This is a genomic window from Martelella sp. FOR1707, from assembly GCF_053484265.1.
The window spans coordinates 520,444-546,461 of the sequence record NZ_JBAKFP010000002.1 but is presented as its reverse complement, the minus strand read 5'-3'; the positions used below and the strand labels follow the sequence as shown (position 1 = coordinate 546,461).

General features: G+C 62.7%; 25 protein-coding genes. 16 read left to right on the top strand and 9 right to left on the bottom strand.

Going from position 1 to position 26,018, the window contains the following annotated elements; genetic code table 11:
- Nucleotides 1–35 precede the first annotated feature (35 nt).
- Entirely contained in the window at nucleotides 36–206 is a 171-nt protein-coding gene (locus V6765_RS06505; protein WP_448427326.1) for a hypothetical protein, read from the top strand.
- A gap of 110 nt (nucleotides 207–316) precedes the next feature.
- Nucleotides 317–499, top strand: coding sequence for a DUF1059 domain-containing protein (locus tag V6765_RS06500; RefSeq protein WP_448427325.1), 183 nt, complete (start codon nucleotides 317–319; stop codon nucleotides 497–499).
- On the opposite strand, the gene V6765_RS06495 is transcribed toward V6765_RS06500, so the two are convergent.
- From V6765_RS06495 to V6765_RS06485, 3 genes are read right to left on the bottom strand one after another with little or no spacing between them, the layout of a single operon-like run.
- Entirely contained in the window at nucleotides 496–1,761 is a 1,266-nt protein-coding gene (locus V6765_RS06495) for a CCA tRNA nucleotidyltransferase (RefSeq protein WP_448427324.1), read from the bottom strand. The genes V6765_RS06500 and V6765_RS06495 overlap by 4 nt on opposite strands.
- The gene (locus V6765_RS06490; RefSeq protein ID WP_448427323.1) at nucleotides 1,758–2,402 is read right to left on the bottom strand and encodes an NUDIX hydrolase; all 645 of its coding nucleotides are present in this window, start codon (nucleotides 2,400–2,402) and stop codon (nucleotides 1,758–1,760) included. Before V6765_RS06490 ends, V6765_RS06495 begins: the two co-directional genes overlap by 4 nt.
- Nucleotides 2,399–3,007, bottom strand: a complete 609-nt coding sequence (locus tag V6765_RS06485; RefSeq protein ID WP_448427322.1) for a DUF1285 domain-containing protein — start codon at nucleotides 3,005–3,007, stop codon at nucleotides 2,399–2,401. Before V6765_RS06485 ends, V6765_RS06490 begins: the two co-directional genes overlap by 4 nt.
- A 161-nt stretch (nucleotides 3,008–3,168) precedes the next feature.
- Here V6765_RS06485 and V6765_RS06480 point away from each other — a divergent pair, with 161 nt between their 5' ends.
- From V6765_RS06480 to leuA, 6 genes are all read left to right on the top strand, one after another.
- Complete coding sequence (locus V6765_RS06480) at nucleotides 3,169–4,170, top strand: AAA family ATPase (RefSeq protein WP_448427321.1); 1,002 nt, start codon at nucleotides 3,169–3,171, stop codon at nucleotides 4,168–4,170.
- 11 nt (nucleotides 4,171–4,181) lie between these two features.
- Nucleotides 4,182–5,090: a DUF58 domain-containing protein gene (locus V6765_RS06475; protein WP_448427320.1), complete on the top strand. Its 909-nt coding sequence runs from the start codon at nucleotides 4,182–4,184 to the stop codon at nucleotides 5,088–5,090.
- The gene (locus tag V6765_RS06470) at nucleotides 5,090–7,876 is read left to right on the top strand and encodes a DUF4159 domain-containing protein (RefSeq protein WP_448427319.1); all 2,787 of its coding nucleotides are present in this window, start codon (nucleotides 5,090–5,092) and stop codon (nucleotides 7,874–7,876) included. Before V6765_RS06475 ends, V6765_RS06470 begins: the two co-directional genes overlap by 1 nt.
- Nucleotides 7,876–9,942 carry a hypothetical protein gene (locus V6765_RS06465; RefSeq protein WP_448427318.1) on the top strand — a complete coding sequence of 689 codons (2,067 nt, stop codon included), beginning with the start codon at nucleotides 7,876–7,878 and terminating at the stop codon, nucleotides 9,940–9,942. Before V6765_RS06470 ends, V6765_RS06465 begins: the two co-directional genes overlap by 1 nt.
- 218 nt (nucleotides 9,943–10,160) lie before the next feature.
- On the top strand, nucleotides 10,161–11,354 hold the full coding sequence (locus V6765_RS06460) for a benzoate/H(+) symporter BenE family transporter (RefSeq protein WP_448427317.1): 1,194 nt from the start codon (nucleotides 10,161–10,163) through the stop codon (nucleotides 11,352–11,354).
- A gap of 292 nt (nucleotides 11,355–11,646) precedes the next feature.
- Nucleotides 11,647–13,347 (top strand): 2-isopropylmalate synthase, encoded by a 1,701-nt coding sequence (gene leuA / locus V6765_RS06455; RefSeq protein WP_448427316.1) that lies wholly within the window; start codon nucleotides 11,647–11,649, stop codon nucleotides 13,345–13,347.
- 60 nt (nucleotides 13,348–13,407) lie between these two features.
- Here leuA and V6765_RS06450 read toward each other — a convergent pair whose 3' ends face one another.
- Nucleotides 13,408–14,004: a hypothetical protein gene (locus V6765_RS06450; protein WP_448427315.1), complete on the bottom strand. Its 597-nt coding sequence runs from the start codon at nucleotides 14,002–14,004 to the stop codon at nucleotides 13,408–13,410.
- A 326-nt stretch (nucleotides 14,005–14,330) separates the two neighbouring features.
- Between V6765_RS06450 and V6765_RS06445 the strand changes: the two genes are divergently transcribed.
- Nucleotides 14,331–15,020, top strand: a complete 690-nt coding sequence (locus tag V6765_RS06445) for a CerR family C-terminal domain-containing protein (RefSeq protein ID WP_448427314.1) — start codon at nucleotides 14,331–14,333, stop codon at nucleotides 15,018–15,020.
- A 12-nt stretch (nucleotides 15,021–15,032) separates the two neighbouring features.
- Here V6765_RS06445 and V6765_RS06440 read toward each other — a convergent pair whose 3' ends face one another.
- Nucleotides 15,033–15,950, bottom strand: a complete 918-nt coding sequence (locus tag V6765_RS06440; protein ID WP_448427313.1) for a metallophosphoesterase family protein — start codon at nucleotides 15,948–15,950, stop codon at nucleotides 15,033–15,035.
- A gap of 46 nt (nucleotides 15,951–15,996) precedes the next feature.
- A complete protein-coding gene (locus V6765_RS06435; protein ID WP_448427312.1) occupies nucleotides 15,997–16,968 on the bottom strand; it encodes a glutathione S-transferase family protein in 972 nt (323 codons plus the stop codon).
- Between the two features lie 269 nt (nucleotides 16,969–17,237).
- On the opposite strand from V6765_RS06435, the gene V6765_RS06430 reads away from it, so the two are divergent.
- The gene (locus tag V6765_RS06430; protein WP_448427311.1) at nucleotides 17,238–17,735 is read left to right on the top strand and encodes a GNAT family N-acetyltransferase; all 498 of its coding nucleotides are present in this window, start codon (nucleotides 17,238–17,240) and stop codon (nucleotides 17,733–17,735) included.
- A 153-nt stretch (nucleotides 17,736–17,888) separates the two neighbouring features.
- Here V6765_RS06430 and lepA read toward each other — a convergent pair whose 3' ends face one another.
- On the bottom strand, nucleotides 17,889–19,715 hold the full coding sequence (lepA, locus tag V6765_RS06425) for a translation elongation factor 4 (RefSeq protein WP_448427310.1): 1,827 nt from the start codon (nucleotides 19,713–19,715) through the stop codon (nucleotides 17,889–17,891).
- Between the two features lie 363 nt (nucleotides 19,716–20,078).
- On the opposite strand from lepA, the gene V6765_RS06420 reads away from it, so the two are divergent.
- From V6765_RS06420 to sigJ, 5 genes are all read left to right on the top strand, one after another.
- Nucleotides 20,079–21,461 carry a hypothetical protein gene (locus V6765_RS06420; protein ID WP_448427309.1) on the top strand — a complete coding sequence of 461 codons (1,383 nt, stop codon included), beginning with the start codon at nucleotides 20,079–20,081 and terminating at the stop codon, nucleotides 21,459–21,461.
- A gap of 77 nt (nucleotides 21,462–21,538) precedes the next feature.
- The gene (locus V6765_RS06415; RefSeq protein WP_448427308.1) at nucleotides 21,539–22,114 is read left to right on the top strand and encodes a helix-turn-helix domain-containing protein; all 576 of its coding nucleotides are present in this window, start codon (nucleotides 21,539–21,541) and stop codon (nucleotides 22,112–22,114) included.
- An 8-nt stretch (nucleotides 22,115–22,122) separates the two neighbouring features.
- Nucleotides 22,123–22,653: an N-acetyltransferase family protein gene (locus V6765_RS06410; RefSeq protein ID WP_448427307.1), complete on the top strand. Its 531-nt coding sequence runs from the start codon at nucleotides 22,123–22,125 to the stop codon at nucleotides 22,651–22,653.
- Between the two features lie 81 nt (nucleotides 22,654–22,734).
- Entirely contained in the window at nucleotides 22,735–23,184 is a 450-nt protein-coding gene (locus V6765_RS06405; protein ID WP_448427306.1) for a carboxymuconolactone decarboxylase family protein, read from the top strand.
- On the top strand, nucleotides 23,181–24,050 hold the full coding sequence (gene sigJ / locus V6765_RS06400) for an RNA polymerase sigma factor SigJ (protein WP_448427305.1): 870 nt from the start codon (nucleotides 23,181–23,183) through the stop codon (nucleotides 24,048–24,050). Before V6765_RS06405 ends, sigJ begins: the two co-directional genes overlap by 4 nt.
- A gap of 110 nt (nucleotides 24,051–24,160) precedes the next feature.
- Here sigJ and V6765_RS06395 read toward each other — a convergent pair whose 3' ends face one another.
- Together V6765_RS06395 and V6765_RS06390 are read right to left on the bottom strand one after the other, a co-directional pair.
- Nucleotides 24,161–24,370 carry a helix-turn-helix transcriptional regulator gene (locus V6765_RS06395; protein ID WP_448427304.1) on the bottom strand — a complete coding sequence of 70 codons (210 nt, stop codon included), beginning with the start codon at nucleotides 24,368–24,370 and terminating at the stop codon, nucleotides 24,161–24,163.
- Nucleotides 24,367–24,765: a hypothetical protein gene (locus V6765_RS06390; RefSeq protein ID WP_448427303.1), complete on the bottom strand. Its 399-nt coding sequence runs from the start codon at nucleotides 24,763–24,765 to the stop codon at nucleotides 24,367–24,369. The genes V6765_RS06395 and V6765_RS06390 overlap by 4 nt, the downstream gene beginning before the upstream one ends.
- Before the next feature lie 174 nt (nucleotides 24,766–24,939).
- Here V6765_RS06390 and V6765_RS06385 point away from each other — a divergent pair, with 174 nt between their 5' ends.
- Nucleotides 24,940–25,971 carry a histone deacetylase family protein gene (locus V6765_RS06385; protein ID WP_448427302.1) on the top strand — a complete coding sequence of 344 codons (1,032 nt, stop codon included), beginning with the start codon at nucleotides 24,940–24,942 and terminating at the stop codon, nucleotides 25,969–25,971.
- Nucleotides 25,972–26,018 lie beyond the last annotated feature (47 nt).

Genomic DNA, 26,018 nt, shown 5'->3' with positions numbered 1-26,018 from the left:
ACTTGATTGTAAGCTTGTTCGGGAGGAGCTGAACAATGACGAAGAAAGTCGACATCAAGGAATACAGGCATAAACAGCACGACCAGAGGCCGAAACCGCGCAAGGTTACGGCGCCTGAGGAGAATGCACGTCCGGGCCATGTGGCCCACGGGCATCGCCGGCCCTGCGAGGGTTCGGCCGTGTTCGAAACCTGGGCCCAGCATTGACATGAGGAGCCGTCAATGACGGCTCCGATCGGGCCAGTCGCGATCGTGCGGCACGCAGCAAAGACCTCCCGGTCCTTGCCGGCTGGGAGGCCAACCACAAGGAGGAAACCATGAAACGCTTTGATTGCGGTTCACTCGTACCCGGCTGCACCTTTCATGCCAGTGCGGACGAGGAGGCGGAAGTCGTTCGTCGCGCCGTCGAGCATATGAGGACGACCCATGGCGAGACCTTTATTCGCGAGAATATGGTCGAAAACATAAAGGCGCGCATCAAGGACGAGGAAAAGGCCTAGGCCTTGCCTGTTCGAAGCGCATCGAGCCGGGCGGCCAGCGCTGCCCGGTCAGCCTTGAAGTCGCCCTCGATCCACCAGTCTTCCAGCTTTTTCATGAAGTCGCCGACCGCCGGCCCCGCCGACACCCCGGCCGCCACGATATCGCCGCCTGAAAACGGCATTTGCGGCTTTTCCCATCTCTCCGCCAGATCAACCAGCTGCCCGAGCTTGCCGGCCTCGCCTGCGGCCTCGAGATCACCCGCGCCGGCCTTGCCGCGCGCGACCGCCAGCGCCAGTTTCAGCCTGATGAAAATGCCACCCCTGCCATTGCGGTAAAGCAGCTTGCGCAATGCCGGCGCGGTGGTCGCGCCGCTGATGGCGGGCGCGGTCGCGAAGGCGAGGAAGAGCGCGCGCTCGGCATTGGAGAACTTCAGCCGGTCGGCAAGCTCCGTGACGCGGACGTCATAGGGCGGAATGATCGCGGCGAGGCGCAGATAAGGGTCCGGCTGCCAGCCGAGCGCGGCTTCGCAATCGATCAGCGCGGGAACGGCGTCGATCCCCCATTTCTCGCTTTCCGGCACGATGGCGGTCAAAATGCCGGTCTGGCGCATCCACAACAGTGCGCGCGAGGGATCGCGGGCGGCAAGCAGTTTCTTGGTTTCCGCCCAGACCCGCTCGGCCGAAAGCGAGGCGAGACCGTCGCGCGCGCGGACAGAGGCGCGCAGCCCTTCCGCATCCGGCCTGCCCCCGCCATACCAGGCGAAGAACCGGAAGAACCGCAAGATCCGGAGATAGTCCTCACGTATCCGCGTTTCCGCCTCGCCGATGAACCGCACCGTCTTCGTCTCGATATCGGCAAGCCCGCCGACCGGGTCGACTATCGTGCCATCGGCATCGGCATAAAGCGCGTTGATGGTGAAGTCGCGCCGCGCGGCGTCCTCGGCCCAGTCGGTGCCGAAGCGCACGGTCGCATGGCGACCGAAGGTCTCGACATCGGCGCGCAGCGTGGTCGTCTCGAAGGGCTTGCCATCGCAGACCACGGTGACAGTGCCATGATCGATCCCGGTCGGGATCGCCTTCATGCCGGCGCCCTTCGCCCGGGCCATGACGGCGTCGGGCAAAAGCGTCGTCGCAAGGTCGATATCGCCGACCGGCTGGCCCATCAGCGCATTGCGCACCGCGCCGCCGACGATGCGGGTTTCGCCGCCCTCGCCGTTCAGGATTTCAAGAACTCTCTTCAGTCGATCGTCTTCGAACCAGTCCTGATCGCAGAGCTTGGTCAAGCGTAAAGCCTTTCGTAAATTGTCCTGACGATGCCGGCGGTGATGCCCCATATCCGGTGATCGCCGAACTTGATTTCGTAATATTGCCGCACCTTGCCGCCCAGCATGGCGGAGCCGCGAGCATGATTGGCGGGATCCATGATGAAGCCGAGCGGAACCTCGAATACCGCGTCGACTTCGTCCGGATTGATCTTCAGCGAAAAACCGGGTCGCACCACCGAAAGCACCGGCGTGATCCGGAAACCGCTGCCGGCAAGATAGTCCGGCAGCCGCGCGACCGGCTGGACGAAATGGCGGGCGAGCCCGATTTCCTCCTCGCTTTCGCGCAAGGCTGCATCCTCCGGCGAGCGATCATCCGGATCGATCGAGCCGCCCGGAAAGGCGATCTGGCCGGAATGCTTGCGCAGCTTGGTGGTGCGCCGGGTGAAGATCACCCGCGCCTCATCGCCATAATCGACCACCGGCACCAGCACCGCGGCGGCGCGCATGTCGAGGTCCTCGTAGTAAGCGAACAGGTCGGGATTGAGCTTGTGATCGCCGTGATCGCGTATGGCATGCTCCGGCGGCCGCCCGCGCTGGCTGAGCGCGCGCTCTCGGAAAGCACCTGCGGCAAAGGGCGTTTCCTTGACGGTTTCCCTCACAGGCGCTTCTCCAGTTCCGCCATCGCCATCACCGGAAATGCCATGCCGCCGGCGCGGATCGCGAACATGGCCTTGCCGTCGATCTCGATCTCCTCTCCCAGCGCCATCAGATCATAGGTCAGCGCCCGCGAAAACAGCGCCTCGAGACGCCCGCGCACCAGTACATAGGGTCTCAGCCCGTCATCACCGTCGCCGACGGCAAAGCGCAGAGGATGATCGGGGCCGGCCTTCACCACATCACCCATATTGGTGCGAATCACGAGCGTCCGGCTGTCCCCCTCCCCCTCGATTTCCATGCCGACGGCGATGAACGGCGCATCCTCCACCCTGATCCTGAGCTTTTCCACCGGCGTTACCAGATAGGTCTCGCCGTCCTCGTCCTTGCGCAAGACCGTCGAAAAAAGCTGGGCCATGGCCGCGCGGCCGATGGGGCTGCCCTGATAGAACCAGGTCCCGTCCGCCTTGATTTCCATGTCGATCTCGCCGCAAAAGTCCGGCTCCCAACGGTCCACAGGCGCGGGCTTGCGCAATTTGCCGCCATCAAGCTGGCGCGTAATGGCCGAAGCCAGCCCGCCGACATCGCCCGCCATATTGCCTTGCGTCATCTTTCCGTCTCACTTTCAGGACCAAAATGGCCACCTCTCGAAATAGTCATTTCAAACCGGCTTGTCAGCCGTCCGCAGGTGATTATCCTTTCCCGACAGGCAGCGTTCCACCTTTTCGCCGCCTGAGACCCGAACCGGCCATGGGCCTTGGAGACATGTAAATGGGCGCGATTGACACGAAGGAAACGCACGAGATCGTGGCGGAGGCCGAAAAGGCGCTCGCCGACATCAGGATCGTGCGCGAGGAAGTGTCGAAAGTCATCTACGGGCAGGAAAGCGTTGTCGAAAACGTGCTGCTTTCGATCCTGTCCGGCGGCCACGCGCTGCTGGTCGGCGTGCCGGGGCTTGCCAAGACCAAGCTTGTCGCAACACTCGGCACCGTGCTCGGTCTTGACGGCAACCGCATCCAGTTCACGCCCGACCTGATGCCCTCCGATATTCTGGGCTCCGAAGTACTGGAGGAAAGCGAGGCCGGCCGCCGCGCCTTCCGCTTCATCAAGGGCCCGGTGTTCGCGCAATTGCTGATGGCCGATGAAATCAACCGCGCCTCGCCGCGCACCCAGTCGGCGCTGCTGCAGTCGATGCAGGAATATGCCGTCACCATAGCCGGCCAGCATTACGACCTGCCGCGCCCGTTCCACGTGCTTGCCACCCAGAACCCGCTGGAGCAGGAAGGCACCTATCCGCTGCCGGAAGCCCAGCTCGACCGGTTCCTGCTGCAGGTCAATGTCGATTATCCCGACATCGTATCCGAACGCCGCATCCTGCTGGAAACCACGGGCGCTGAAGAGGGAACAGCAAGCCCGGTGCTGAGCGCCGCGCGGCTCATGGAAATCCAGACGCTGATCCGCAAGATGCCGGTCAGCGAAAGCGTGCTGGAAGCGATCCTTGCGCTGGTGCGCGCGGCACGCCCCGGCGAAGGCCACGCCGATACCGATCGCGATGTCGCCTGGGGACCCGGCCCGCGCGCCGGCCAGTCGCTGATGCTGACGGCCCGCGCCCGCGCGCTTTACCAGGGCCGGCTCGCGCCATCCGTCGATGATGTGCGCGCGCTTGCGGGCCCCGTGCTGCAGCACCGCATGGCGCTGACCTTCTCCGCCCGCGCGGAAGGAAAGACCGTGACCGACGTCATCGCCGCAATCGCCCAGCGCGATTTCAACTGACAGGCTTGCCATTGGCTGCAATCGGACAAACGACACCGCCGACCGCCCGCAACTCGGCCCTTGCCGAGGGCCGGCGGCGCGCCGCTCTGCTGCCGGATTGCCTGATCGAGGCAAGGCGGATCGCCAACACGGTGATAACCGGCTGGCACGGGCGCAGGCGGCGGGGTCCGGGCGAGAATTTCTGGCAGTTCAGGCCCTATTCGCAGGGCGAATCAATGGCGCGCATCGACTGGCGGCGCTCGGCGCGCGACGACCACACCTATGTCCGCGACATGGAATGGGAGGCCGCGCACACCGTCTGGCTGTTCGCCGATCTCAGCCCGTCCATGCATTTCCGCTCGGAGCTTGCGCCGGTTTCCAAGGAACATCGCGCGCTGGTGATCCTGCTGGCGCTTGCCGAGACCCTGCTGCGCTCCGGCGAACGCGTCGGCTATCCCGGCCTTATGGAGCCGGTCTCCAACCGCAATGGCGCCGAAAAGCTTGCCCATGCGCTGGCATCGGCAACCGATCTGCCCGTTGAACTGCCGCAGACCCGGATGATGCGCGGCCCGTCGGAACTGGTGATGATCGGCGATTTTCTGGATCAGCCGGATACCCTGTTTTCGCAAGTCATGCCGCTTTCCGAACGCGGGCTCAGGGCACATCTCATCGAGGTGGCGGACCCGGCGGAGGAGAGCTTCCCCTATAGCGGCCGTACCGCATTCGCCGATCCCGAAACCGGACGCGAACTGACGCTCGGCCGGGCCGAAAGCCTGAAGGACGCCTATCTCGCCGAATATCATGCCCGCCGGGCGGTGCTCGCCGATACCGCGCGCCATGCCGGCTGGTCGTTCGTGACCCATCATACCGATCATCCCGCCTCCGAAGCGCTGACCGCGATCCATACGCGTCTCGCCGGCCTCGGCAGAGGGGTGCGGTGATGGAATTCGCAAGCCCGCTCATCCTGGCCGCGCTGGTGGTTCTGCCGGCAATCTGGTGGCTGTTGAAGCTGACGCCGCCGCGCCCGCGCCGCGAGGTGTTTCCGCCGCTTGCGATCCTGCTCCGGCTTGCCAAACGCGACGAGACGCCGGCGAAAAGCCCGTGGTGGCTGACATTGCTGCGCATGGCGCTCGCCGCGCTGGTGATCCTCGCGATCGCCAATCCGGTGATCGACCCCGAACGTACGACGATCGCGACCGGCGGCCCGCTGGCGCTGATGATCGACAATGGCTGGGCCAGCGCCGAGGACTGGCGGGCGCGCACCCGCGCGGCCGAAAACCTGATCGATGCGGCCGCCGACGCCGACCAGCCGATCATGATGGCGTTCACCGCAGAGCCCGTGAATGATCCGACGCCGGTTTCCGCGACCGAGGCGCGCCAGCGCCTTGCCGCCGCAGAACCGCGCGCCGCGCGCCCCGACCGGCTCGCCGCCGCGACCGCGCTTTCCGAAGCCTTCGGCGAGACCCCGCCGGCAACCGTCGCCTTCATCAGCGATGGCCTCGCAGGCCCCGATGACGCGGCGGCATTTTCCATGCTTTCCTCCGCCGAGGACAATATCGTGTTGAGCGCCCCGCGCGCCCTGCCCGCTGCCCTCACCGATGTCGAGAATGACGCAACCGCGAGCCGCATCACCGCAAGCCGCGCGGAAACCGCTTCGCCGGCGGAAATGACGGTCAACGCCTACGACCTTCAGGGCCGGGTGATCGCCTCCGCCCCGCTGGTCTTCGAGGCCGGTGCCGGGGCCGCTTCCGCCGAAATCCGCGCGCCGTTTGAGGTCCGCAACGACTTCGCCCGGGTCGCGATCGATGGCGCGGCCAATGCCGGCGCTGTCCATCTGCTCGATGACGGCTTCAAGCGGCGGCGGGTGGGGCTGATATCGGGCAGTCCGGCGAACGATGCACAACCGCTCCTCTCCTCCGGCTACTACCTGCAGCAGGCGCTCTCGCCCTATGCCGACCTGATCACGAGCGATGCGGCGACGCTGCCCGAGGAGATCGCGGCACTTACCGATCGCAACCCCTCCGTCCTGATCCTGAGCGATGTCGGCACGCTGCCTGAGGAGGCCCATGCCGCGCTTCAGCAATGGGTCGAGGCCGGCGGCACGCTGATCCGCTTTGCCGGCCCACGGCTTGCCGCTGCCTCGGGCGATGACAGCCTTCTGCCGGTGCGCCTTCGCTCCGGCGCGCGCGCCTTTGGCGGCGCGATGAGCTGGAGCGAGCCGCAGCCGCTGGCGCCGTTTCCGCCCGAAAGCCCGTTCTACGGCCTGCCGGTGCCCGACGACATCACCGTCACCCGCCAGGTGCTGGCCGAACCCGCGCCCACCCTTTCCGAGCACACCTGGGCAAGCCTTGCCGACGGCACGCCGCTGGTGACGGAAGGGACGCTCGGCGAGGGCCGAATCGTGCTGTTTCATACCTCCGCCGATCCCAACTGGTCGAACCTGCCGATCTCCGGCTATTTCGTCGAGATGCTGCGCCGGATCGTCAACCTGTCGCGGGCGGGACAGGCCGAAGAGGGCGAAGGGGGCGCTGAGGTTCTGCTTTCCCCCTATCGGCTGCTAGCCGCCAACGGCACGCTCACCAGCGATGTGGCCGACGCCAAGCCGCTTGCCGTTCCGGGCGGACCGACCTCGGCAACGGCGGAACACCCGCCCGGCCTCTATGGCTCGCCGGACGGCTTCACGGCGCTGAACCTGTTTGAGGCGGGCGATCAGCTTGCGCCGGTCGACATTTCCGGCTTTGGCGATGGGGTCAGGATTGTGCAAATCGGCGATGCCCGCGCCTTCAGCCTGAAACCCTGGCTGCTGGCCGCCGCGATGGCTCTGCTGATTATCGACGGCATCATCATGCTGGCCATGAACGGCGCGTTCCGGGCCTTGCGCCCGCGCCGCACCGCGATGTCGGCTGCGATCCTCGCGGCCTGCGCCCTGGCGATCCCGCTTTATCTCGGCGCGGCGCCGCCGGCTCGCGCGCAGATGGACGATGCGGCGATCGCCGATCTGCTCTACGAAACCCACCTCGCCTATGTCGTCACCGGCGAGGACGAGGTCGACCGCATCTCCGAGCGCGGGCTGAAGGGCCTTTCCGACTATATCTCCTACCGCACGGCGCTGGAGCCCGGCGACCCCGTCGGCGTCGATCCGGCGAGCGAGGAACTGGCCTTCTATCCCCTGATCTACTGGCCGATCTCCGCCACGGCGCCGATGCCCTCCGAAGAGGCGATTGCCGGGATCGAGGCCTATATGCGCAATGGCGGCACCGTGCTGTTTGACACCCGCGACCAGTATTCGCCGCTTGGCCAGAACGCCGTCAGCCCGAATACGGCGCGGCTGCGCCAGATCCTCGACAATATCGACGTGCCGCCGCTGGAACCCGTGCCGGAAGACCATGTGCTGACGCGCTCGTTCTACCTGCTTTCCGATTTCCCCGGCCGCTATGACGGCTCGCCGCTCTGGGTCGAGGCGCGCGCCGGCGAGGATGCGGTGGGCAACATCGTCACGAGCGGCGGCGACGGGGTATCACCGATCCTGATCACCGGCAATGACTTCGCCGGCGCCTGGGCCACCAATCCCGATTCGACGCCGATGCTGCCAACCGTGCCGGAGAGCCCGATGCAGCGCCAATATGCCTATCGCACCGGCGTCAACATCGTGATGTACATGCTGACCGGCAACTACAAGGCCGACCAGGTGCATGTCCCTGCCCTCCTGGAAAGGCTGGGGCAATAATGGCGCTGACCTTCGCACCGCTTCTGCCGCTCTGGGCGATCTATACCGCGCTCGCCCTCGTGCTTGCGCTGATGGCCGCGGGCTACCTCACTCGCATGCGGGCAACCACGCTGCGCGCCGCCGCCGGCCTGCTGCTGGTGACGGCGCTTGCCAATCCGACCATCAGCCGCGAGGAACGCTCGGCGCTCACGACCATCGTGCCGATCGTGGTCGACCGCAGCCAGAGCCAGTTGACCGGCGAGCGCGAAGGCCAGACCGACGCGGCCTTGGCCGCCCTTCAGGCGCGGCTCGCCGACGATCCGATGGTGGAGCCGCGGGTGGTCGATGTCGCGACCGCCGACGAGAACGGCCGCGCCGAAACGCTTGCCTTCCAAGCCCTCTCCGAGGCCGTGCGCGATGTGCCGCCGAGCCGGCTGGGCGCGGCCTTCCTGATCACCGACGGCCAGATCCATGACCTGCCGGACAATGCCGAGGGTCTGCCCGGCGCAATGCCGCTCAACGCTCTGGTGACCGGGACCGACAGCGAATATGACCGCCGGATCGAAATAAACGAGGCGCCGCGCTTCGGCCTTGTCGGCGACAGCCTGCCGGTGGAATTCACCGTGGTCGATGACGGGCCGGTGGACGAACACACAAGCGGACCGGCCAAGGTGACGGCGCGCATCAACGGCCAGATCGCGGCCGAGATGCTGGTCGGCACCAACCTGCCGACGCGCTATGTCTTCGACATCGACAATGGCGGCGAGAACATTCTCGAGCTCTCCGTCGCGCCGGTCGATGGCGAGCTGACTACTATCAACAACCGCGCCGTCCAGATCGTCGAGGGCATCCGCGAGAACCTGCGCGTGCTGCTGGTCTCGGGCTCGCCGCATTCGGGCGAGCGCACGTGGCGCAACCTCTTGAAATCCGACGCCTCCGTAGATCTCGTGCATTTCACCATTCTGCGCCCGCCGGAAAAACAGGACGGCACGCCGATCAACGAGCTTTCGCTGATCGCCTTTCCGACGCGCGAACTGTTCGTCGACAAGATCGACGATTTCGACCTGATCATCTTCGACCGCTACCAGAACCGCGGCGTGCTGCCCCTGCTCTACTATGACAATATCGCCCAATATGTGCTGAATGGCGGCGCGCTGCTGGTGGCGGCTGGACCGGAGATCGCGGGGCCGGAATCGATCGCCGACACGCCGCTTTCTGCCGTGCTGCCGGCAATCCCGACCGGAGATCTTGCCGAGGGCGGCTACTTTCCCGAGATCTCCGAGACCGGCGAGCGCCATCCCGTCACCCGCGATCTGCCCGGCAGCGGCTCCGAGCCGCCGGCCTGGGGGCGGTGGTTCCGCTCGATCCCGGTCGGCCCGGCGCGCGGGGAAACCGTGATGACGGCCGCCGATGGCGCGCCGCTGCTGGTGCTTTCGCGCGAAGGTGAAGGCCGCGTCGCCGAATTCCTCTCCGACCAGGGCTGGCTCTGGGCGCGCGGCTTCGAGGGCGGCGGCCCCTATGTTCCGCTCTACCGCCGCATCGCCCACTGGCTGATGAAGGAGCCGGCGCTGGAGGAGGAAACGCTTTCCGCTGCCGTCGATGGCGAGACGCTTGAGATCACCCGCCAGACCATGGAGGCCGGCGCGCCGGACGCAACCGTGACCACGCCTTCGGGCCGGAGCATCACGGTCCCGCTCACGGAAACGGAGCCGGGCCTTTTCCGGGGTGAAACCCGGGTCGATGAGATGGGACTGTTCACCGTTGCGAACGGCGATCTTCAGCGCCTTGTCAATGTCGGCGATCCGGATGCGCCGGAGTTCAAGGGCATGATCTCGACGACCGACACCCTCGCCCCGCTTTCAGCGCAAACCGGCGGACTGACCCAACGCATAGCCGACGGCATGCCGCCAGTCCGCCTTGTGAGTGGCCCGGTCCGACCCGGCAATGACAGCTACATGCCGATCGTGGAAACCGCCGACACAAGGCTCGAAAGCATCCGCTCCCTGCCGCTCTTCAATGGCCTCCTCGGCCTTGCAGCCCTCCTCGCCCTGATCTCCGCGACATGGTGGCGCGAGGGGCGGAGCTGAGCTGTTCAGAAAGCAAAAGGGCCGCTTTGAAAAGCTGGCCTCGCAGCCCACAATCTCTCCCCTCAAGGGAGGAGATTGAGGCTGGCAGGTTGCGGCACAAAGCGAGGCCTGTCGCATCGTACCCGACCTTTCGTCGTCGCCCTTGACTGAATCCTCCAATTACGCTGCAAAAGCCTGATGCCGCCGCGCGCGGGCCGGCGTTGATAAAGGGATTCGCCATGCTGCGAGATTTTTCACTGCAGAGCCTGTTCATGGGGCTTCTGGTCGCCTTTGTCGGCTTCGCGAGTTCTTTTTCGGTGATTTTGCAGGGGCTTGAGGGGGCCGGCGCAACGCACGCCCAATCGGCCTCGGGCCTGATGGCGCTGTCGATCGGCATGGGGGTGTGTGGCATCATCATATCCATCGTCACGCGCATGCCGGTAAGCATCGCCTGGTCAACGCCGGGCGCCGCGCTGCTTGCGACCAGCGGCGCCTTGCCCGGGGGCTTCAACGCGGCGGTCGGGGCTTTTGTTATTGCGGCGGTGCTGATCATCCTCGCCGGAATGGTGAAGCCGGTCGGGCGGGCGATTTCCGCCATTCCGGCGCCGCTGGCCAATGCGATGCTTGCCGGCGTGCTGCTGGCACTCTGTTTCGCGCCGGTGGAGGCGGTGAAGTTCTCGCCGCTGCTCGCGCTGCCGATCGTGGCGACCTGGGTGATCGTCGGCGCGTTTAACCGGCTTATGGCGGTGCCTGCCGCCTTTCTCGCCTTCGTGGCGGTTCTGATCTTTGGCGTTGATATCGAATCGGGGGCCTGGTCGGACGTATTTCGCAATGCCTTCGCCGCGCCGGTCTGGGTGACGCCCCATTTTTCGCTTCAGGGCGCGGTCTCGATGGCGCTGCCGCTCTTCATCGTCACCATGGCCTCGCAGAACATTCCGGGCGTCGCGATCCTCAACATCAACAATTACCGTCCCTCCGCCGGTCGGATGTTTTCGGTAACCGGCTTGGCGACGCTGCTTATTACGCCCTTCGGCGGGCACGGGGTCAACCTGGCGGCGATCACGGCGGCGATGTGCGCGGGTCCGGACGCTCATCCCGACCCGAAACGGCGCTACTGGTCGGCGATCATCGCCGGGATCGGCTATATCGTGCTCGGCCTGTTCAGCGGCCTTGTGGTGGCAACCGTCTCGCTGGCGCCGCCGGTGCTGATCGAGGCCGTTGCCGGCCTTGCGCTGATCGGCGCTTTCGGCGGCGCGGTTCTTGGCGCGTTCAAGGAGCCGGAAGCGCGGGAAGCGGCGGCGATCACCTTTCTGGTCGCAGCTTCCGGGGTCGGCTTTTTCGGCGTTTCCGGAGCCTTCTGGGGGTTGCTCGCGGGTCTGCTGGTGCACGGCATCAAGGCCTGGGCGGCAGGCCGCTCCCGCCGGTCGGCATGAGGAGGCGCTATTTGCGATTGCAATTTGCCGCCGATGCCGCTAAGGAACGCTCATGATCAGGTTTGCGAACAATTTTCAGGCGAAGTCCACGCGCGGTGCCACTGCCGCGGCGTCCGTCCTGCGCGACCTAAACTCGCTTCTTCTTCTCGGCCTTAACGGCGGTTGCCGGGTCCTTTGAGGAGCGCCCGGCGGCCGGAAAGCCGTCTGGCACAAGCGCTCCTGAAAAATCCCTGAAATTGAAGATCAAGGCGGCCATCGCGTGGAACACGGATGCGCGCCGGAGTGAGGAAAAATGGACGTGAAAACCACAGCCAACAAGGGCATGCCGTTCGCGGCTCAGAAATACCAGGCCTATCAGCAGATCAATCTGACAGACCGGCAATGGCCGTCGAAACGCATCGAGAAGGCGCCGATCTGGTGCTCGGTCGATCTGCGCGACGGCAACCAGGCGCTGGTCGACCCGATGGGGCACGACCGCAAGGCCCGCATGTTCCAGCTGTTGCTCGACATGGGCTTCAAGGAAATCGAAATCGGCTTTCCTTCCGCATCGCAGACCGATTTCGACTTCGCCCGCTGGTGCGTCGAAAACGGCAATGTCGGCGACGATGTCTCGCTGCAGGTGCTGGTGCAGTGCCGTCCGGAACTGATCACCCGCACCTTCGAGGCGCTGGAAGGTGCGCACCGCCCGATCGTGCATTTCTATAATTCCACCAGCGAGTTGCAGCGCCGCGTCGTGTTCGGCAAGGATGTGGCGGGCATCCGCCAGATCGCCGTCGATGCCGCCAAGATGATCACCGATATGGCGGCCAAGGCCGGCGGCGGCTACCGTTTCGAATATTCTCCGGAAAGCTTTACCGGGACCGAGTTGGACGTTGCGCTGGAGATCTGCAACGCGGTGATCGAGGTGGTCAAACCGACGCCCGACAACAAGTTGATCATCAATCTGCCCTCGACCGTGGAAATGTCGACGCCCAACATCTATGCCGACCAGATCGAGTGGATGTGCCGCAATCTCGACAATCGCGAGAACCTGATCGTCTCCGTCCATCCGCATAATGACCGCGGCACGGGTATTGCCGCCGCCGAAATGGGCGTGCTGGCCGGCGCGGACCGGATCGAGGGCACGCTGTTCGGCAATGGCGAGCGCACCGGCAATGTCGATATCGTCACGTTGGCGCTGAACATGTTTACGCAGGGCGTGGATCCGGAACTGGACTGCTCGGACATCGAGCGGATCAAGGCGGTCTACGAGTATTCCAACCAGATGGTCATTCCGGAGCGCCACCCCTATGTCGGCGAACTGGTCTACACCGCCTTCTCCGGCTCGCATCAGGATGCGATCAACAAGGGCATGAAGGCGATCAAGGTCGCCAACAAGCCGCAGTGGGAAGTGCCCTATCTGCCGATCGACCCGCAGGATGTCGGCCGCACATACGAGGCGATCATTCGCATCAATTCGCAGTCCGGCAAGGGCGGCATCGCCTATATCATGCAGTCCGACTACGGCATCAACATGCCGCGCGCCCTGCAGGTCGCCTTCCGCGAGCACGTTCAGAAGATCACCGATGAAGAGGGACGCGAGCTCCCTTCGAAGCGGATCTATGACGTGTTCATGGAGAAATATGTCGAGCAGCCCAACGGCCGCATCAAATTCGTCGATCACCAAACCTATCCGCAGGGTCAGGCCAAGGGCCAGCGCGTGGTGACGGCGGAGATCGAGGATAATGGCGTTTCCAAGCGCATCGAGGCCAAGGGCAACGGCCCCGTCGACGGGTTCATCAATGCGCTGTCCGATTATCTCGGCATTGCGCTGTCGGTCGAGGATTATTCCGAGCATTCGCTGAACCACGGGTCCGACGCCAAGGCCATTGCCTATGTCGAGGTCGCCTATGACGGCGGCAAGATCTATGGCGTCGGCATCAACACCAATATCGTTGCCGCATCGCTGGAAGCGATCGTATCGGCGGCGAACCAGATCCTGGCGGCGCGGTAACGCCCGCCTTACGACTCTGAAGAAGGCCGGTCGCGCTCAACGCGGCCGGCTTTCGTTTTATCAAAGCTTGAGATAGGCGGCCTGGGCAAGGTCGGGCATGTTGGCATCGGAAGACGGGCCGACGACGGCAACCAGCGTGCGTTCGCCCTGCCACCACGAGACGATGAGATCGTCGCGAATGGTCTCCTGCACGTCCGTCACCTGATTGTCGGGCGAAGCGGGGCGGGCCAGCACGAACACGGACAGCAGGTCGCCGGCGGTGTTGCGGTAGAATAGCTCGATGCCCGGTGCGCGGTCGATCGCGACGACCCTGGCGCCCTCGAAGATCGAAGCGCCTTCATCGAAAGTGGGGACGGCCATGTCGATGCCGATCGTGCGCTGCACGAGTTCGGCGAAGGCAGCGTCTTCGCCCGGGCCGACATCCACCAGCGGCTGATACTTGCGGCCGAAAACCCTGAAATTCGCGCAAACGTCATCGATCCAGTCGTTTGACTGGTCGAGCGAGAGATCGACAACCTGGGAGGCGCCGGTATCCCGCGACAGGCTGGCGCCGACGGCCACGCCGATGCCGAGAAATACCGCGCAGGCCGCTCCCGCCATCCAGCGGCGACGGTCGACTGCCCTTTTCGGTCTGCTCTTGATGACTGCGGAATCCATAACGACCTTGAAACTCTCGATCGCATACGCGATATAATAATGGCCGGTCAACCCCTTCGCCGGCCAGCATGCCGGCGCGATATTGCCTTGTGTAAATGGCGGAAACAAGGGGCGTGCAGCGTTTCTCCAGCCGGAAAGCTAATTTACTTGGATCGCAACCGTCTGTTGCAGTCGATCCAGCCGTGCAGCTCGGAAAATATGGCTGAAATATGGCTGGCGCTTGCGCGCGCGTTGCTTTATCTTGCATGCCAACGAGAAAATAGAATGACGGGGAGGATTTATTCTATGATCAACGTTTGGCCAAAAACAGAGTAATAAAAAGAGCCATGATCGAAAATCAAAGCGGTGCAGCAGCAACGAGGCAGGCGATTATCTCCGCGGCCCTCCGGCTTTTTGGAGAATATGGTTATAACGCTGTTTCCACACGTAAAATCGCGGAATTGTCGGGCGCGAATATCGGTAGTATCGCCTATCATTTCGGCGGCAAGCCAGGGTTGATGCGCGCCTGTGCGCTTTACGTGATCGATATTGCCAAGAACAACATCGGCAGCGCGATGCTGGAGCCGATATCGGCGAAGATGACGCCGGCCGAGGCGCGGGAAGAACTGGTGGAGCTCATGGTTCTTCTGGTGCAGCCCCTGACGCCCAATTACGACGAGGACGAGATTTCGGCCTTCATCATGCGCTATATCTCGCTTCCGAGCGAAGCTTTCGACCTACTCTTCAACGAGTTTATCGAGCCGCTGCACAAGCACTTGCGGCAATTGCTGGCGCGGGCCACCGGACGGGACGAGAATGCCGAGGATCTGGCGATCCTGACCTTCACGCTGCTCGGCCAGGCGCAGTATTTCAAGATCTGTCGCCACATCGTCCAGCGCAGCCTTGATTGGGACGGGATCGGCCAGAACGAGTGCCTGAAACTGCGCAACGCCGTCCGGTTCAACGTCAACGCGATCGTTGATGCCAGCGCTACCCCGGCTTTGCGCCGGAACCTCGTGCACGAGGACGCGGTGTAGCGCCGAGGCCAGTTACCGGTCGTTGGTATAAGAGAAGCTGAATTCGCTTTCCGGTTCTATGAGGCCGCTCGCCGCGCTCAAAGCGTGGCGGCGGCATTGCATTTCATATGAGCCGGACCTGCCGCTGACGGAGATGAGGTTGAAGCCGGACGGCGGCTTCTTGCCGTTGGCGCCCTGGCCCGCGGCGGCGATGCCGATCACCGGCGTCTTGCCCTGCCGCGTCTCGATGAAATTCACGGTGTTGAGGTGGGTATGGCCGTGCAGCACCAGTTCGCAGCCGCCGGTGGCAATCGTTGCCTTGAACCGGCGAATGCCGATCAGCCGTTTGTGGCGGGCAGCCGCGTTGCGCACGGGCGGATGATGGATCATCAGGATCCGGAACAGGCCTTCCTCGCCGGCCTGGCGTAGAAGCTCGGCGGTCTTGCGTGCCTGTTTCGCCTCGAACGAGCCGATCGCCAGGAATGGCGGTGACGGAATGGCCGATGAGCAGCCGATGATGGCAACCGGGCCGCGCCTGCGGAGATAGGGGAAGGTCATCTTGCCCAGATGCGCCCCCTCGTGATCATCGCCCTGCATGTAGTCGCCCCAGGCCCTGGCGATCTTGGCGTAGGCACCGCCGACATAGGCATCGTGATTGCCCGGCACCAGCGATACCTCATGCGCGGGGCCGACGCTTTTCAGCCAGTCGGCGGCGATATCGATTTCCTTGGTGGTGGCGAGATTGACCAGATCGCCGGTGATCGCGAGGTGGTCCGGATTCTCGTCCGCGATCGCCAGCAACAGGTTTTCCAGCGTATCCTTGCCGAGGTGCTTGCGGCGGTTGCGATGCCAGTTGAAGAAGCCGGTGATCCGTTTGGAAAACAGCTCCTTCGGCGACAGTTGCGGCAGTGGCCCGAGATGGACATCGGAAATATGGGCGATTGTGTACATACAGTCTTCTTAGCTTTCCAACGCCCGCCGAACAAGCGCCGCCTTTTCAGCCGCGCCCGTGCGGCGCGTCGAGATCGAACAGAGGGCCTTCGGGCACGATGCCCGTCGGGTTGATCGTCTTGTGCGAGCCGTAATAGTGGCGCTTGATGTGGTCGATATTGACTGTCTCCTTAACGCCCGGGACCTGATAAAGTTCTCTGAGATAGCCGGAGAGATTGGGATAGTCGGCAATCCGCCTCAGATTGCACTTGAAGTGGCCGACATAGACCGGATCGAAGCGGACCAGCGTGGTGAACAGCCGCCAGTCGGCCTCCGTCAGCCGGTCGCCCATCAAATAGCGGTTTTCGCCGAGGCGCTTTTCCAGCATGTCGAGCGTTTCGAACAGCTTCAGCACGTTTTCCGAATAGGCTTCCTGGGTGGTCGCGAAACCGGCCTTGTAGACGCCGTTGTTGACGGTGTTGTAGACCACCGCGTTGATCTCCTCGATCCCTTCGCGCAGGTCCTCGGGGTAGAAATCGACATCATTGCCGGTCAGGTGATCGAAAGCGCTGTTGAACATGCGGATGATTTCCGCCGATTCGTTCGAGACGATGGTCTCGCGCTTCTTGTCCCAGACGACCGGCACGGTCACGCGGCCTGAATATTTCGGGTCGGCCTTGGTATAGACCTGCCAGAGATAGTCGGCGCCGTTCACCTTGTCGGCGGTGCCGCCGTCGCGGTTCTTGAACTCCCAACCGTTTTCCAGCATCAGCGGGTCGACGATCGAGACATCGATATAGTCCTCGAGCCCCTTGAGCTTGCGGAAGATCAGCGTGCGGTGCGCCCAGGGACAGGCAAGGGCCACATAGAGGTGGTAGCGGCCTTTTTCGGCCTCAAAACCGCCATCGCCCTCGGGACCGGCGCTGCCGTCGGCGGTGATCCAGTTCCTGAATTTCGAGCTTTCGCGCTTGAACTTGCCGCCCGTCTTGTCGGTGTCGTACCAGACGTCCTTCCAGACGCCGTCTACCAGCATACCCATGGCCTGCTCCTTTCATTCGTTGTGCCCATTTACATACGGCGCGCCTCCCGCTTTGCCACCCCCGAAACCATTGACAGTGTGTTGCATACCATCGGTCCCGTCGTTTTCGCTCCCCGCAGGCTGGACGGCCGCTGCGTTTCCTGCTAGTGGCCGACGAAACGCAAATTTGGAAAATGTCATGCGGAACCTGCGACGACGCTGATTGGAAGTTCAGACCGGATTTTCTCCGGCCCCGACATCATGCGTTCTCCAGACAGGTTCAGACATCTATGACGAGTGAATTGCGTTACCTCCCCGAAGAGGCCTCCCACGACGCTGCCATCGAAGACATCAACGCCGAAGCCTTCGGCCCCGCCCGTTTCGTGCGCGCCGCCGCCCGCATCCGCGAGCAGGGGCCTCATGATCCCGCGCTGTCCTTCATCTGTCTCGATGGCGAAGAGGTCATCGCCTCGGTGCGGATGACGCCGGTTTTCGCCGGTGAGGCGGAGGGGCATATGCTGGGACCGCTCGCCGTCAAGCCGTCGCACAAGAACCGCGGCATCGGCCGCCATCTGGTCAAAGTCGCCGTTCAGGCGGCGCGCGACGCCGGGTCGGAAGTCGTGATCCTGGTCGGCGATCCGCCCTATTACAGCCCGCTCGGTTTCCTGCCGATCGTCCCGCCCACGCTGCAACTGCCGGGACCCGTCGATCCCCGCCGCGTCCTGGCCGCGCCGCTGGTCGAAGGCGTGGAAGCAAAGCTCGTCGGCATGATGCGGTTTCGCGGATAGAGCTTTTCCGTTTTTGGCCCTCTGCCGGTTTGCGACAGCCTCCCAGCCGTCAATCTCCCCTCTTGAGGGGAGATTGGATGTCGATGGGTCCGCCGAGACACCGACAGCCGGAATTCAACTGAATTTCGGCTCGGACTGATTGCCCTGGCGCGCCTACTCGTCGCTCATCTTCAGCGCGGCGATGAAGGCTTCCTGGGGGATTTCGACCTTGCCGAACTGGCGCATGCGCTTCTTGCCGGCCTTCTGCTTGTCGAGCAGCTTGCGCTTGCGCGAGGCATCGCCGCCATAGCACTTGGCGGTCACGTCCTTGCGCAGCGCCGAGATGGTCTCGCGCGCGATCACATTGCCGCCGATCGCGGCCTGGATCGGGATCTTGAACATGTGCTTCGGGATCAGCTCCTTCAGCTTCTCGCACATGTCGCGGCCGCGCTTTTCGGCGGCGGTGCGGTGCACCAGCATCGACAGCGCATCGACCGGCTCGCCGTTGACGAGGATCGACATTTTGACGAGATTGCCGGCGCGGTAATCGGCGAGATGATAGTCGAACGAGGCATAGCCCTTGGAGATCGACTTCAGCCGGTCGTAGAAATCGAACACCACCTCGTTGAGCGGCAGTTCATAGGCCAGCATCGCGCGGTTGCCCACATAGGTAAGGTCGGTCTGGATGCCGCGACGGTCCTGGCAGAGCTTCAGAATGCCGCCGAGATATTCATCCGGCGTCAGGATCGAGGCCTTGATCCAGGGCTCGCGGATTTCGGCGATCTTGACCACATCCGGCATGTCGGCGGGATTGTGGAGTTCGATTTCCTTGCCGTCGGTCATCGTCAGTTCGTAGACCACGGACGGGGCAGTCGCGATCAGATCGAGATCGAATTCGCGCTCCAAACGCTCCTGGATGATTTCCAGATGCAGCAGGCCGAGAAAGCCGCAGCGGAAGCCGAAGCCGAGGGCCGCCGAACTTTCCATTTCGAACGAGAACGACGCGTCGTTGAGGCGCAGCTTGCCGACGGCGGCGCGCAGGTCCTCGAAATCATTGGCATCGACCGGAAACAACCCGCAGAACACCACCGGCTGCGCCGGCTTGAAGCCCGGCAGCATCTTCTCGGTCGGGCGCTTGTCCTCGGTGATCGTGTCGCCGACGCGGGTATCTGCAACTTCCTTGATCGAGGCGGTGATGACGCCGATTTCGCCGGGGCCGAGTTCGTCGACCACCAGCATTTTCGGGGTCAGCACGCCGACGCGGTCGACCGGATATTTGGCATCCGTGCCCATCATCCGGATGGTCTGGCCCTTCTTCAGCACGCCGTCGATGACGCGCACAAGAACCATGACGCCGAGATAGGTATCGTACCAGCTATCGACCAGAAGCGCCTTCAGCGGCGCGTCCGCGCCCTTTTCAGTCTTCGGCGGCGGCAGCTTGTGGACGATGGCTTCCAGAACATCCGGCACGCCCATGCCGGTCTTGGCGGAGATCAGCAGCGCGTCGGAGGCATCGATGCCGATCACGTCCTCGATCTGCTCCTTCACCCGTTCCGGGTCGGCTGCGGGCAGGTCGGCCTTGTTCAGCACGGTGACCAGTTCATGGTCGTTGTCGATCGCCTGATAGACATTGGCGAGCGTCTGGGCCTCCACGCCCTGGGAAGCGTCGACGACCAGCAACGAGCCCTCGCAGGCCGACAGCGAGCGCGAGACTTCGTAGGCGAAGTCGACATGGCCGGGCGTGTCGATAAGGTTCAGCACATAGGTCTCGCCGTTCTTCGCCTTGTAGTGCAGGCGCACGGTCTGGGCCTTGATGGTGATGCCGCGCTCGCGCTCGATATCCATGTTGTCGAGCACCTGCGCCGACATCTCGCGCTCGGCCAGCCCCCCGCAGGTCTGGATCAGCCGGTCGGCAAGCGTCGACTTGCCGTGGTCGATATGGGCCACGATGGAAAAGTTGCGGATATGGTCGAGTGGAACGCGATCTTCATTTGTGCTCATGCGCGCGCATATAGCAGCGCACGCGGCTTCCTGAAAGCGAAATTGCACGAGACGGCGCATTAATAGCCATCAGGTCAGAAACCTTACCAAGTACGGAAACCGGCTGATCATCAACCTTGCTCAAGCTGACTCGACAAGGCCGGAAGGACTACCGGCTTCATGTTTTGATTGTCGACCGCCAAGGGCCCAGAAAACGCGTCGGACCGGGATGTCATTTGCAGGGGTTGAAATCGACATTAATGGCAAGGGGTTAACCAAATAGCGATGCCAACTGCTTTGCGAGATATGGATTAGTTGCGAAAATTGGTAATAATACAATTATAGATTGCATTTATGAGCCTACCTAGGACGATGGATAACGACATGCAACCCGGAATGCGCGGATATGTTTATGGCACGCCAATCGACTGGGGTAGCCCGATCACTGTTGCACCTACCCAGTATCAAGGGAATTCGGGGGCACGTTGTACCCGCCTCAATGGCGAAGACTGGGTGTTCTGGAAGGACGCGGGCTCCAATCGTATCTTCTACAAGTTTGGAAAAGACCAAGCTTGGCCTCCCTATACATACACGTTCAGGTTCTCCTCGGATGAGGTTCCCGGCGTGGCGACCTATAGAAACCAGATTCACGCTGTCTACAAAGACCCCGGTTCCGGCGCGATCTATTGGTCGGTTTATGACGGGAATTGGAGCGACAAGATACAGATCTCGAGCGCTTTCACCAATGCTTCTCCGGCGCTTGCTGTCTATAAAGATCAACTTGTTCTTGCATGGAGCACGAAAGACAGTGCACCCACGCTCTCGTTTTGCTGGTTTGAAGGAACGAAATGGTCGGCACTGCTTAGTACGCGCTATTCAGTCTCTGGTAGCCCGGCGATTGCGGCGCATGGCGGCGAATTATTCTTTGCCTGTGCTCAAGGCATCAACGCGCCAATTACCTATCTGCGGTACGCAAACGGCATATTGTCGGCGCCGCAAACAACCAAGGATAGCTATATTTCTGAGTACGGGCCTGCTCTTGCAAGCAATGGTGCAGAACTGCGGATGACCTGGAACGGCTATTTAAACACACAGGCATTGACGTCGACCTGGGCGAGGAATTCGGGCTGGAGCGCCGCCGGATATTTCAACAGAGCATGTGCACTTTATTCACCCGGAATGTATGGCGACTTTTCCGGCTTCAGAGTGGTTTGGATAACCTCCTATCCTGGCGGCATAATGACAATCAGTCACAGTATTGACGGTGGGAAAGATTATTGGGTGACGGGCGCCGCAATTCCGGGAACTTATGTGACGGTCTCTGCATCAGAAAGTTTGACGACACGATATTATCCTCCTGTGCGCGCTGACAGCAACGGCGCCTGGTCCATGGGCTTCTATGCAAACCTGAAAAATGGAGATCGGGTGGAAGCCACTGCGTCCTTTGAAGAATATGGGCCGCAGTCGGATGCCTTTGTCTGGGTCATCGGTCAATCGCAAGACGGCAATAATCTTCTCATCCGCGACGTCACGTCGGAAGGTGTTTCCGGATACGCCCCGCTACCTGGCCAGGTCATCAAGGGCTGGCGGTCAAGCGACGGAAAATTGGTTGTCAACTATCCTGTTGCCGGAACAAGTTTTGAAGCGCCGTATCTGTTTCCTGGTGCCTACATAGAAGGCGACACCATCAACCTCGTTTCGCAGTTTCCTGATGATGGCAGCATGACGCGCTTCAATGGCGGACCGGGGAGGTATTCCTATCCTTGAAATCCCCCGCCGGCGATACCCGAGGATGTGCTCAAAAAACCCTTGACTCTCTGATAGTAGAATTCCATGATCGCATCATGGAAAACCTCGATCTCACCTTCGACCACGCCATTGCCGTCAACCTCAAGCGCCTGCGCACCGCCGGCGGCTTCACGCTGGATGGGCTTGCGGAAGCCTCGGGTGTCAGCCGTGCGATGATCTCACGGATCGAGCGGGCGGAGGCCTCGCCGTCGGCGCTCATTCTGGCGAAGCTCTGCGCCGCGCTCGGCACCACGCTGTCGGCGTTTTTCGCCGATGCCGACCGGCCCGTCGATCCGCTGTCGCGCCGGGTCGACCAGCCGGTGTGGCGCGATCCGGAAACCGGCTATTCGCGCCGCTCGGTCTCTCCCTCCGGCACCGGCTCCGGGGTGGATATCGTGCTGATCCGCTTTCCGGTCGGCGGCGGCATCTCCTATCCGCCGAAACACGGCGCGGACGGACTGAGCCAGCATATCTGGATCATGAGCGGGACGCTGCAAGTCGAGATCGGCGAGGAGACCCATCTCCTTTTCAAGGGGGACTGCCTCTATATGCCGGTCGCCGATCCGCACAGCTTTACCAATGCCGGCGATACCGACGTGCTCTACGCCGTCATCATCGAGCGAACGCGATAAGGAGCGTCATGACAACCATCAGATTTCTATCCGCCGAAGAGGCCGTTGCCGCGATACCGGCGCTCTGCGACCTGCTGCGCGACAGTATCGAGGACAATGCCTCGATGGGCTTCATGGCGCCCTATGATCCGGAACAAGCCCGCGCCTTCTGGCAGGGCGTCGCCGACGGGGTGGCGGACGGCTTTACCGTGCTCGCTGTGGCGGCGGACGGAGACGATATCGTCGGCACGGTGCAGGCCGGCTTTGCGCGCAAGACCAATCAGCCGCATCGCGGCGATGTGATGAAGCTGATCGTGCGCCGCGACATGCGCGGCCGGGGCATCGCCCGCCAGTTGATGGAGCGGCTGGAGGCGGAATGCCTGCAACGCGACCGTTGGCTGATGGTGCTCGACACCGCGACCGGAAGTGCTGCCGAAGCGATCTATCCCCGTCTCGGCTGGCAGCGCGTCGGCGTGGTGCCGGAATACGCGCTCTACCCCGATGGGGATTATTGCGGCACGACGTTTTTCTACAAGCGATTGATCGACAGCCGCATGTGAGCCGGCTTTTCTTTTGGTGGGATGTCACAATCGGCAGTCCTCGCTCGTCATGGAGATGCAACACATCGAAAGAGGTTTCCCATGACTGCACGCATAGACTTCTACGCCGCCGGCCCCGAACTGGCGCGCCAGTGGCACGCCTTGTCCAACGACGTCAGCGGCCGGCTCGAGCATAGCCTGCTGGAGCTTGTCAAAATCCGCGCCTCGCAGATCAATGGCTGCGCCAACTGCATCAACATGCACACGATCGACGCCCGCCAGACAGGCGAGAGCGAGCAGCGCATCTATCTTCTTTCCGCTTGGCAGGAGGCGCCGTGCTACAGCGAGCGCGAACGCGCGGCGCTCGCCTGGACCGATGCCCTGACGCGGATTTCACAGGCGCCGATCCCTGCGGACATCTATGATGAACTGGCGCGCCATTTCAGCGCGGAGGAACAGGTGAGCCTGACCATGGCAATCAATGTGATCAATGGCTGGAACCGCATCGCAGTCGGCTTTCAGATGTGGTTCGAGCCAAAGGCTGCGGCATGATGCGCGGTGACGCCAGTGCGGCGGAGCGGTTTGAGTCGCTCCGTCCCCTCATGCGTCGCATCGCCTACCGCATGCTCGGCTCCCACGCCGATGCAGAGGACATGGTTCAGGAGGCCTTCATCCGCTGGATGAAGGTTGATCACGACACCGTGCGCTCGGACGAGGCATTCCTGCGGCGCATGATTGCCCGGCTCTGCCTCGACCAGCTGAAATCGGCGCGCACGCAACGCGAGACCTATATCGGTCCCTGGCTGCCCGAGCCGGCGATCGAGGAGGAGCCGGAGGTCGATTTCACCCTGCCGCTGATGCTGGCGCTCGAAAGGCTGTCGCCGCTGGAGCGGGCGGCCTTCCTGCTGCACGACGTGTTCGGAATGGATTTTGCCGCCGTCGGCGATGCGCTGGAGCGCAGCCCCGAGGCGGCCCGAAAGCTTGCGGCCCGCGCCCGCGACCACGTTCGCGAGGAAGCGCCGCGCTTTCCGGTTGAACCCCAGTTGGGGCTCGACGTCGCCCGCGCCTTTCACGCCGCCTCGCGCAGCGGCGATATCGCAGCCTTGCGCGACATGCTGGCCGCCGATGCCGCCTTCCACTCCGATGGCGGCGGCAAGCGTTCCGCCGCCTTCCGGATTGTCACCGGCGTCGAGGATATCATCACCATTCACAAAAGACTTGCCGAGATCGCCTGGAAACAGGACTGCGCGCTGGTGCGGCTATGCTATGTCAACGGCCTGCCGGGTTTCATCACGCGCGAAGCCGACGACGAGTTTCAAGTTACCGCGCTCCTGCCCCGCGACGGAAAGATCGCGGCGATCTACGTGATGCGCAATCCCGACAAGCTCAGGCACCTTCAAGGCGGTTTCCCGCATTGAGCGGCTGCGCCTTGTTTTATGGCGTCTGCCTATTGTCCGCTCGGATGTGGGATTGCGAGGCCTTGTGCGACACTGGCAAATCAACGTCCTTGCAAGCGGCCCGAGACGCATCAGACACGATCTGACCCGCCATCGGGAAAAAACACCGCCTCGATCTGCAGGTCGAACAACATGGCAATGCGGAAGGCCAGCGGCAATGACGGATCGTAACGCCCCGCCTCTATCGCAATCACGCTCTGCCTCGAGATTTCGAGCTTTTCGCCGAGAACCGCCTGCGACCAGCCTCGTTTGCTCCTCAGCTCCCGTACGCGGTTTTTCATCCAAGCGTGCCAGTCTCGCGCCAAGACAGAAACAGGGAGGCGGCACCGTATGAAAGCCAGTAGGTCGGGTTCAGCCAGAACAGCGAAATCGTTTCCTTGTCGAGGAAAAGCGCGAGATAGCCCAGCGCGGTGAACAGGCAAAAGACCACAGTAAGACCGAAAATAATCGCGCGTATCTGGATGAATCTCAAGAACTCATCGACCTCGCTTACAAAACGCAAATGAGCCCAGAAAAACGATGCAAGCGCCAGTATGGCGATTGTGACCAAGGTGATGATAAGCGCCGTGCCTGCTGTCTCCCGCACATTTGAAAGCGCGACCGACGCAGCGATGAACACCACCAGCCCGGACCCCATTGCCAGGAAAAATCGACGGGTCGCTTTTGCGTTTGTCATACATACCGCCCCACAGAAGTAAAGTTAGTTTTACATAGCTCATATTGCGCGCCCTGTAAAGTTAACTTTACATTACGATTGTTTTGGACAAGGACGAGTGTCGTTGATCGGTATTTTTGCTAATGCTTGCACAGATGCGGCAGCACCTTTGCCGCCCGAAAGGCTGGAGGCTCCATGCGCATTATATATTCCGAAGACCACAAGTTCCGCGATGCCAAAACGGAGCTGCATGGCGGCGAACTGGTGAAGCCGTTCGAGGGGCCGTTCCGGGCGGAATGGATATTGGCGGCGCTGCAGGAGAACGGGTTTTCGGACATTGTCGCGCCCGAGGCGCATGGCCTTTCGGTCGCGGGCAAGCTTCACGATGCCGGCTATCTCGAATTTCTGGAAACCATATGGGAGCGGTGGACCGCGGCCGGCTTCACCAGCGAGGCGATCCCAATCTCGCTGCCGGTGCGCCGCTCCTACCACGCCCGCCCGCCGAAGAATATCGACGGGCTGCTAGGCTATTACGCCAATTCGGTCGAGACTTCGATTACCGACGGCACCTACCGGGCGGCCGTTGCCGCCAATGACTGCGCGATTTCGGCGACCGACCATGTCACGGCCGGCCATCGCCATGCCTTCGCGCTCTGCCGCCCGCCCGGTCACCATGCCGGCATCGATCTCTTCGGCGGCTATTGCTTCCTCAACAATGCCGCGATCGCGGCCCAACGCCTCATCGACCACGGCGCGGCGAAGGTCGCGATCCTCGATGTCGATTTCCACCACGGCAACGGCACGCAGGACATTACCTATGAGCGCGACGATATCCTCTTCGCCTCGATCCACGGCCATCCGGACGATGCCTTCCCCTATTTCTGGGGCCATGCGGAGGAAACCGGCAAAGGCAGGGGCGAAGGCTTCAATGCCAATTTCCCCCTCCCCCGCAACACGGCGTGGAGCGCCTATCGCGAGGCATTGGAGCGAGCGATGCAGCGGATCGCAGCCTTCGGCGCGGAGGCGCTGGTGGTCTCGCTCGGCGTCGATACCTTCGAGAAGGATCCGATCTCCTTCTTCCGGCTGACCACGCCCGATTTCCGGCGCATGGGCGCGATGCTGGCGGCATCGGGCCTGCCGATCGTCACCGTCATGGAAGGCGGCTACGGCGTCACCGAGATCGGACACAATGTCGCGAATGTGCTGCTGGGCATGGAGGACGGCTGAGAGCCTCGTCTGCCGAAGCCGGATTATTCAGCTTGCGTTCAGCAAGA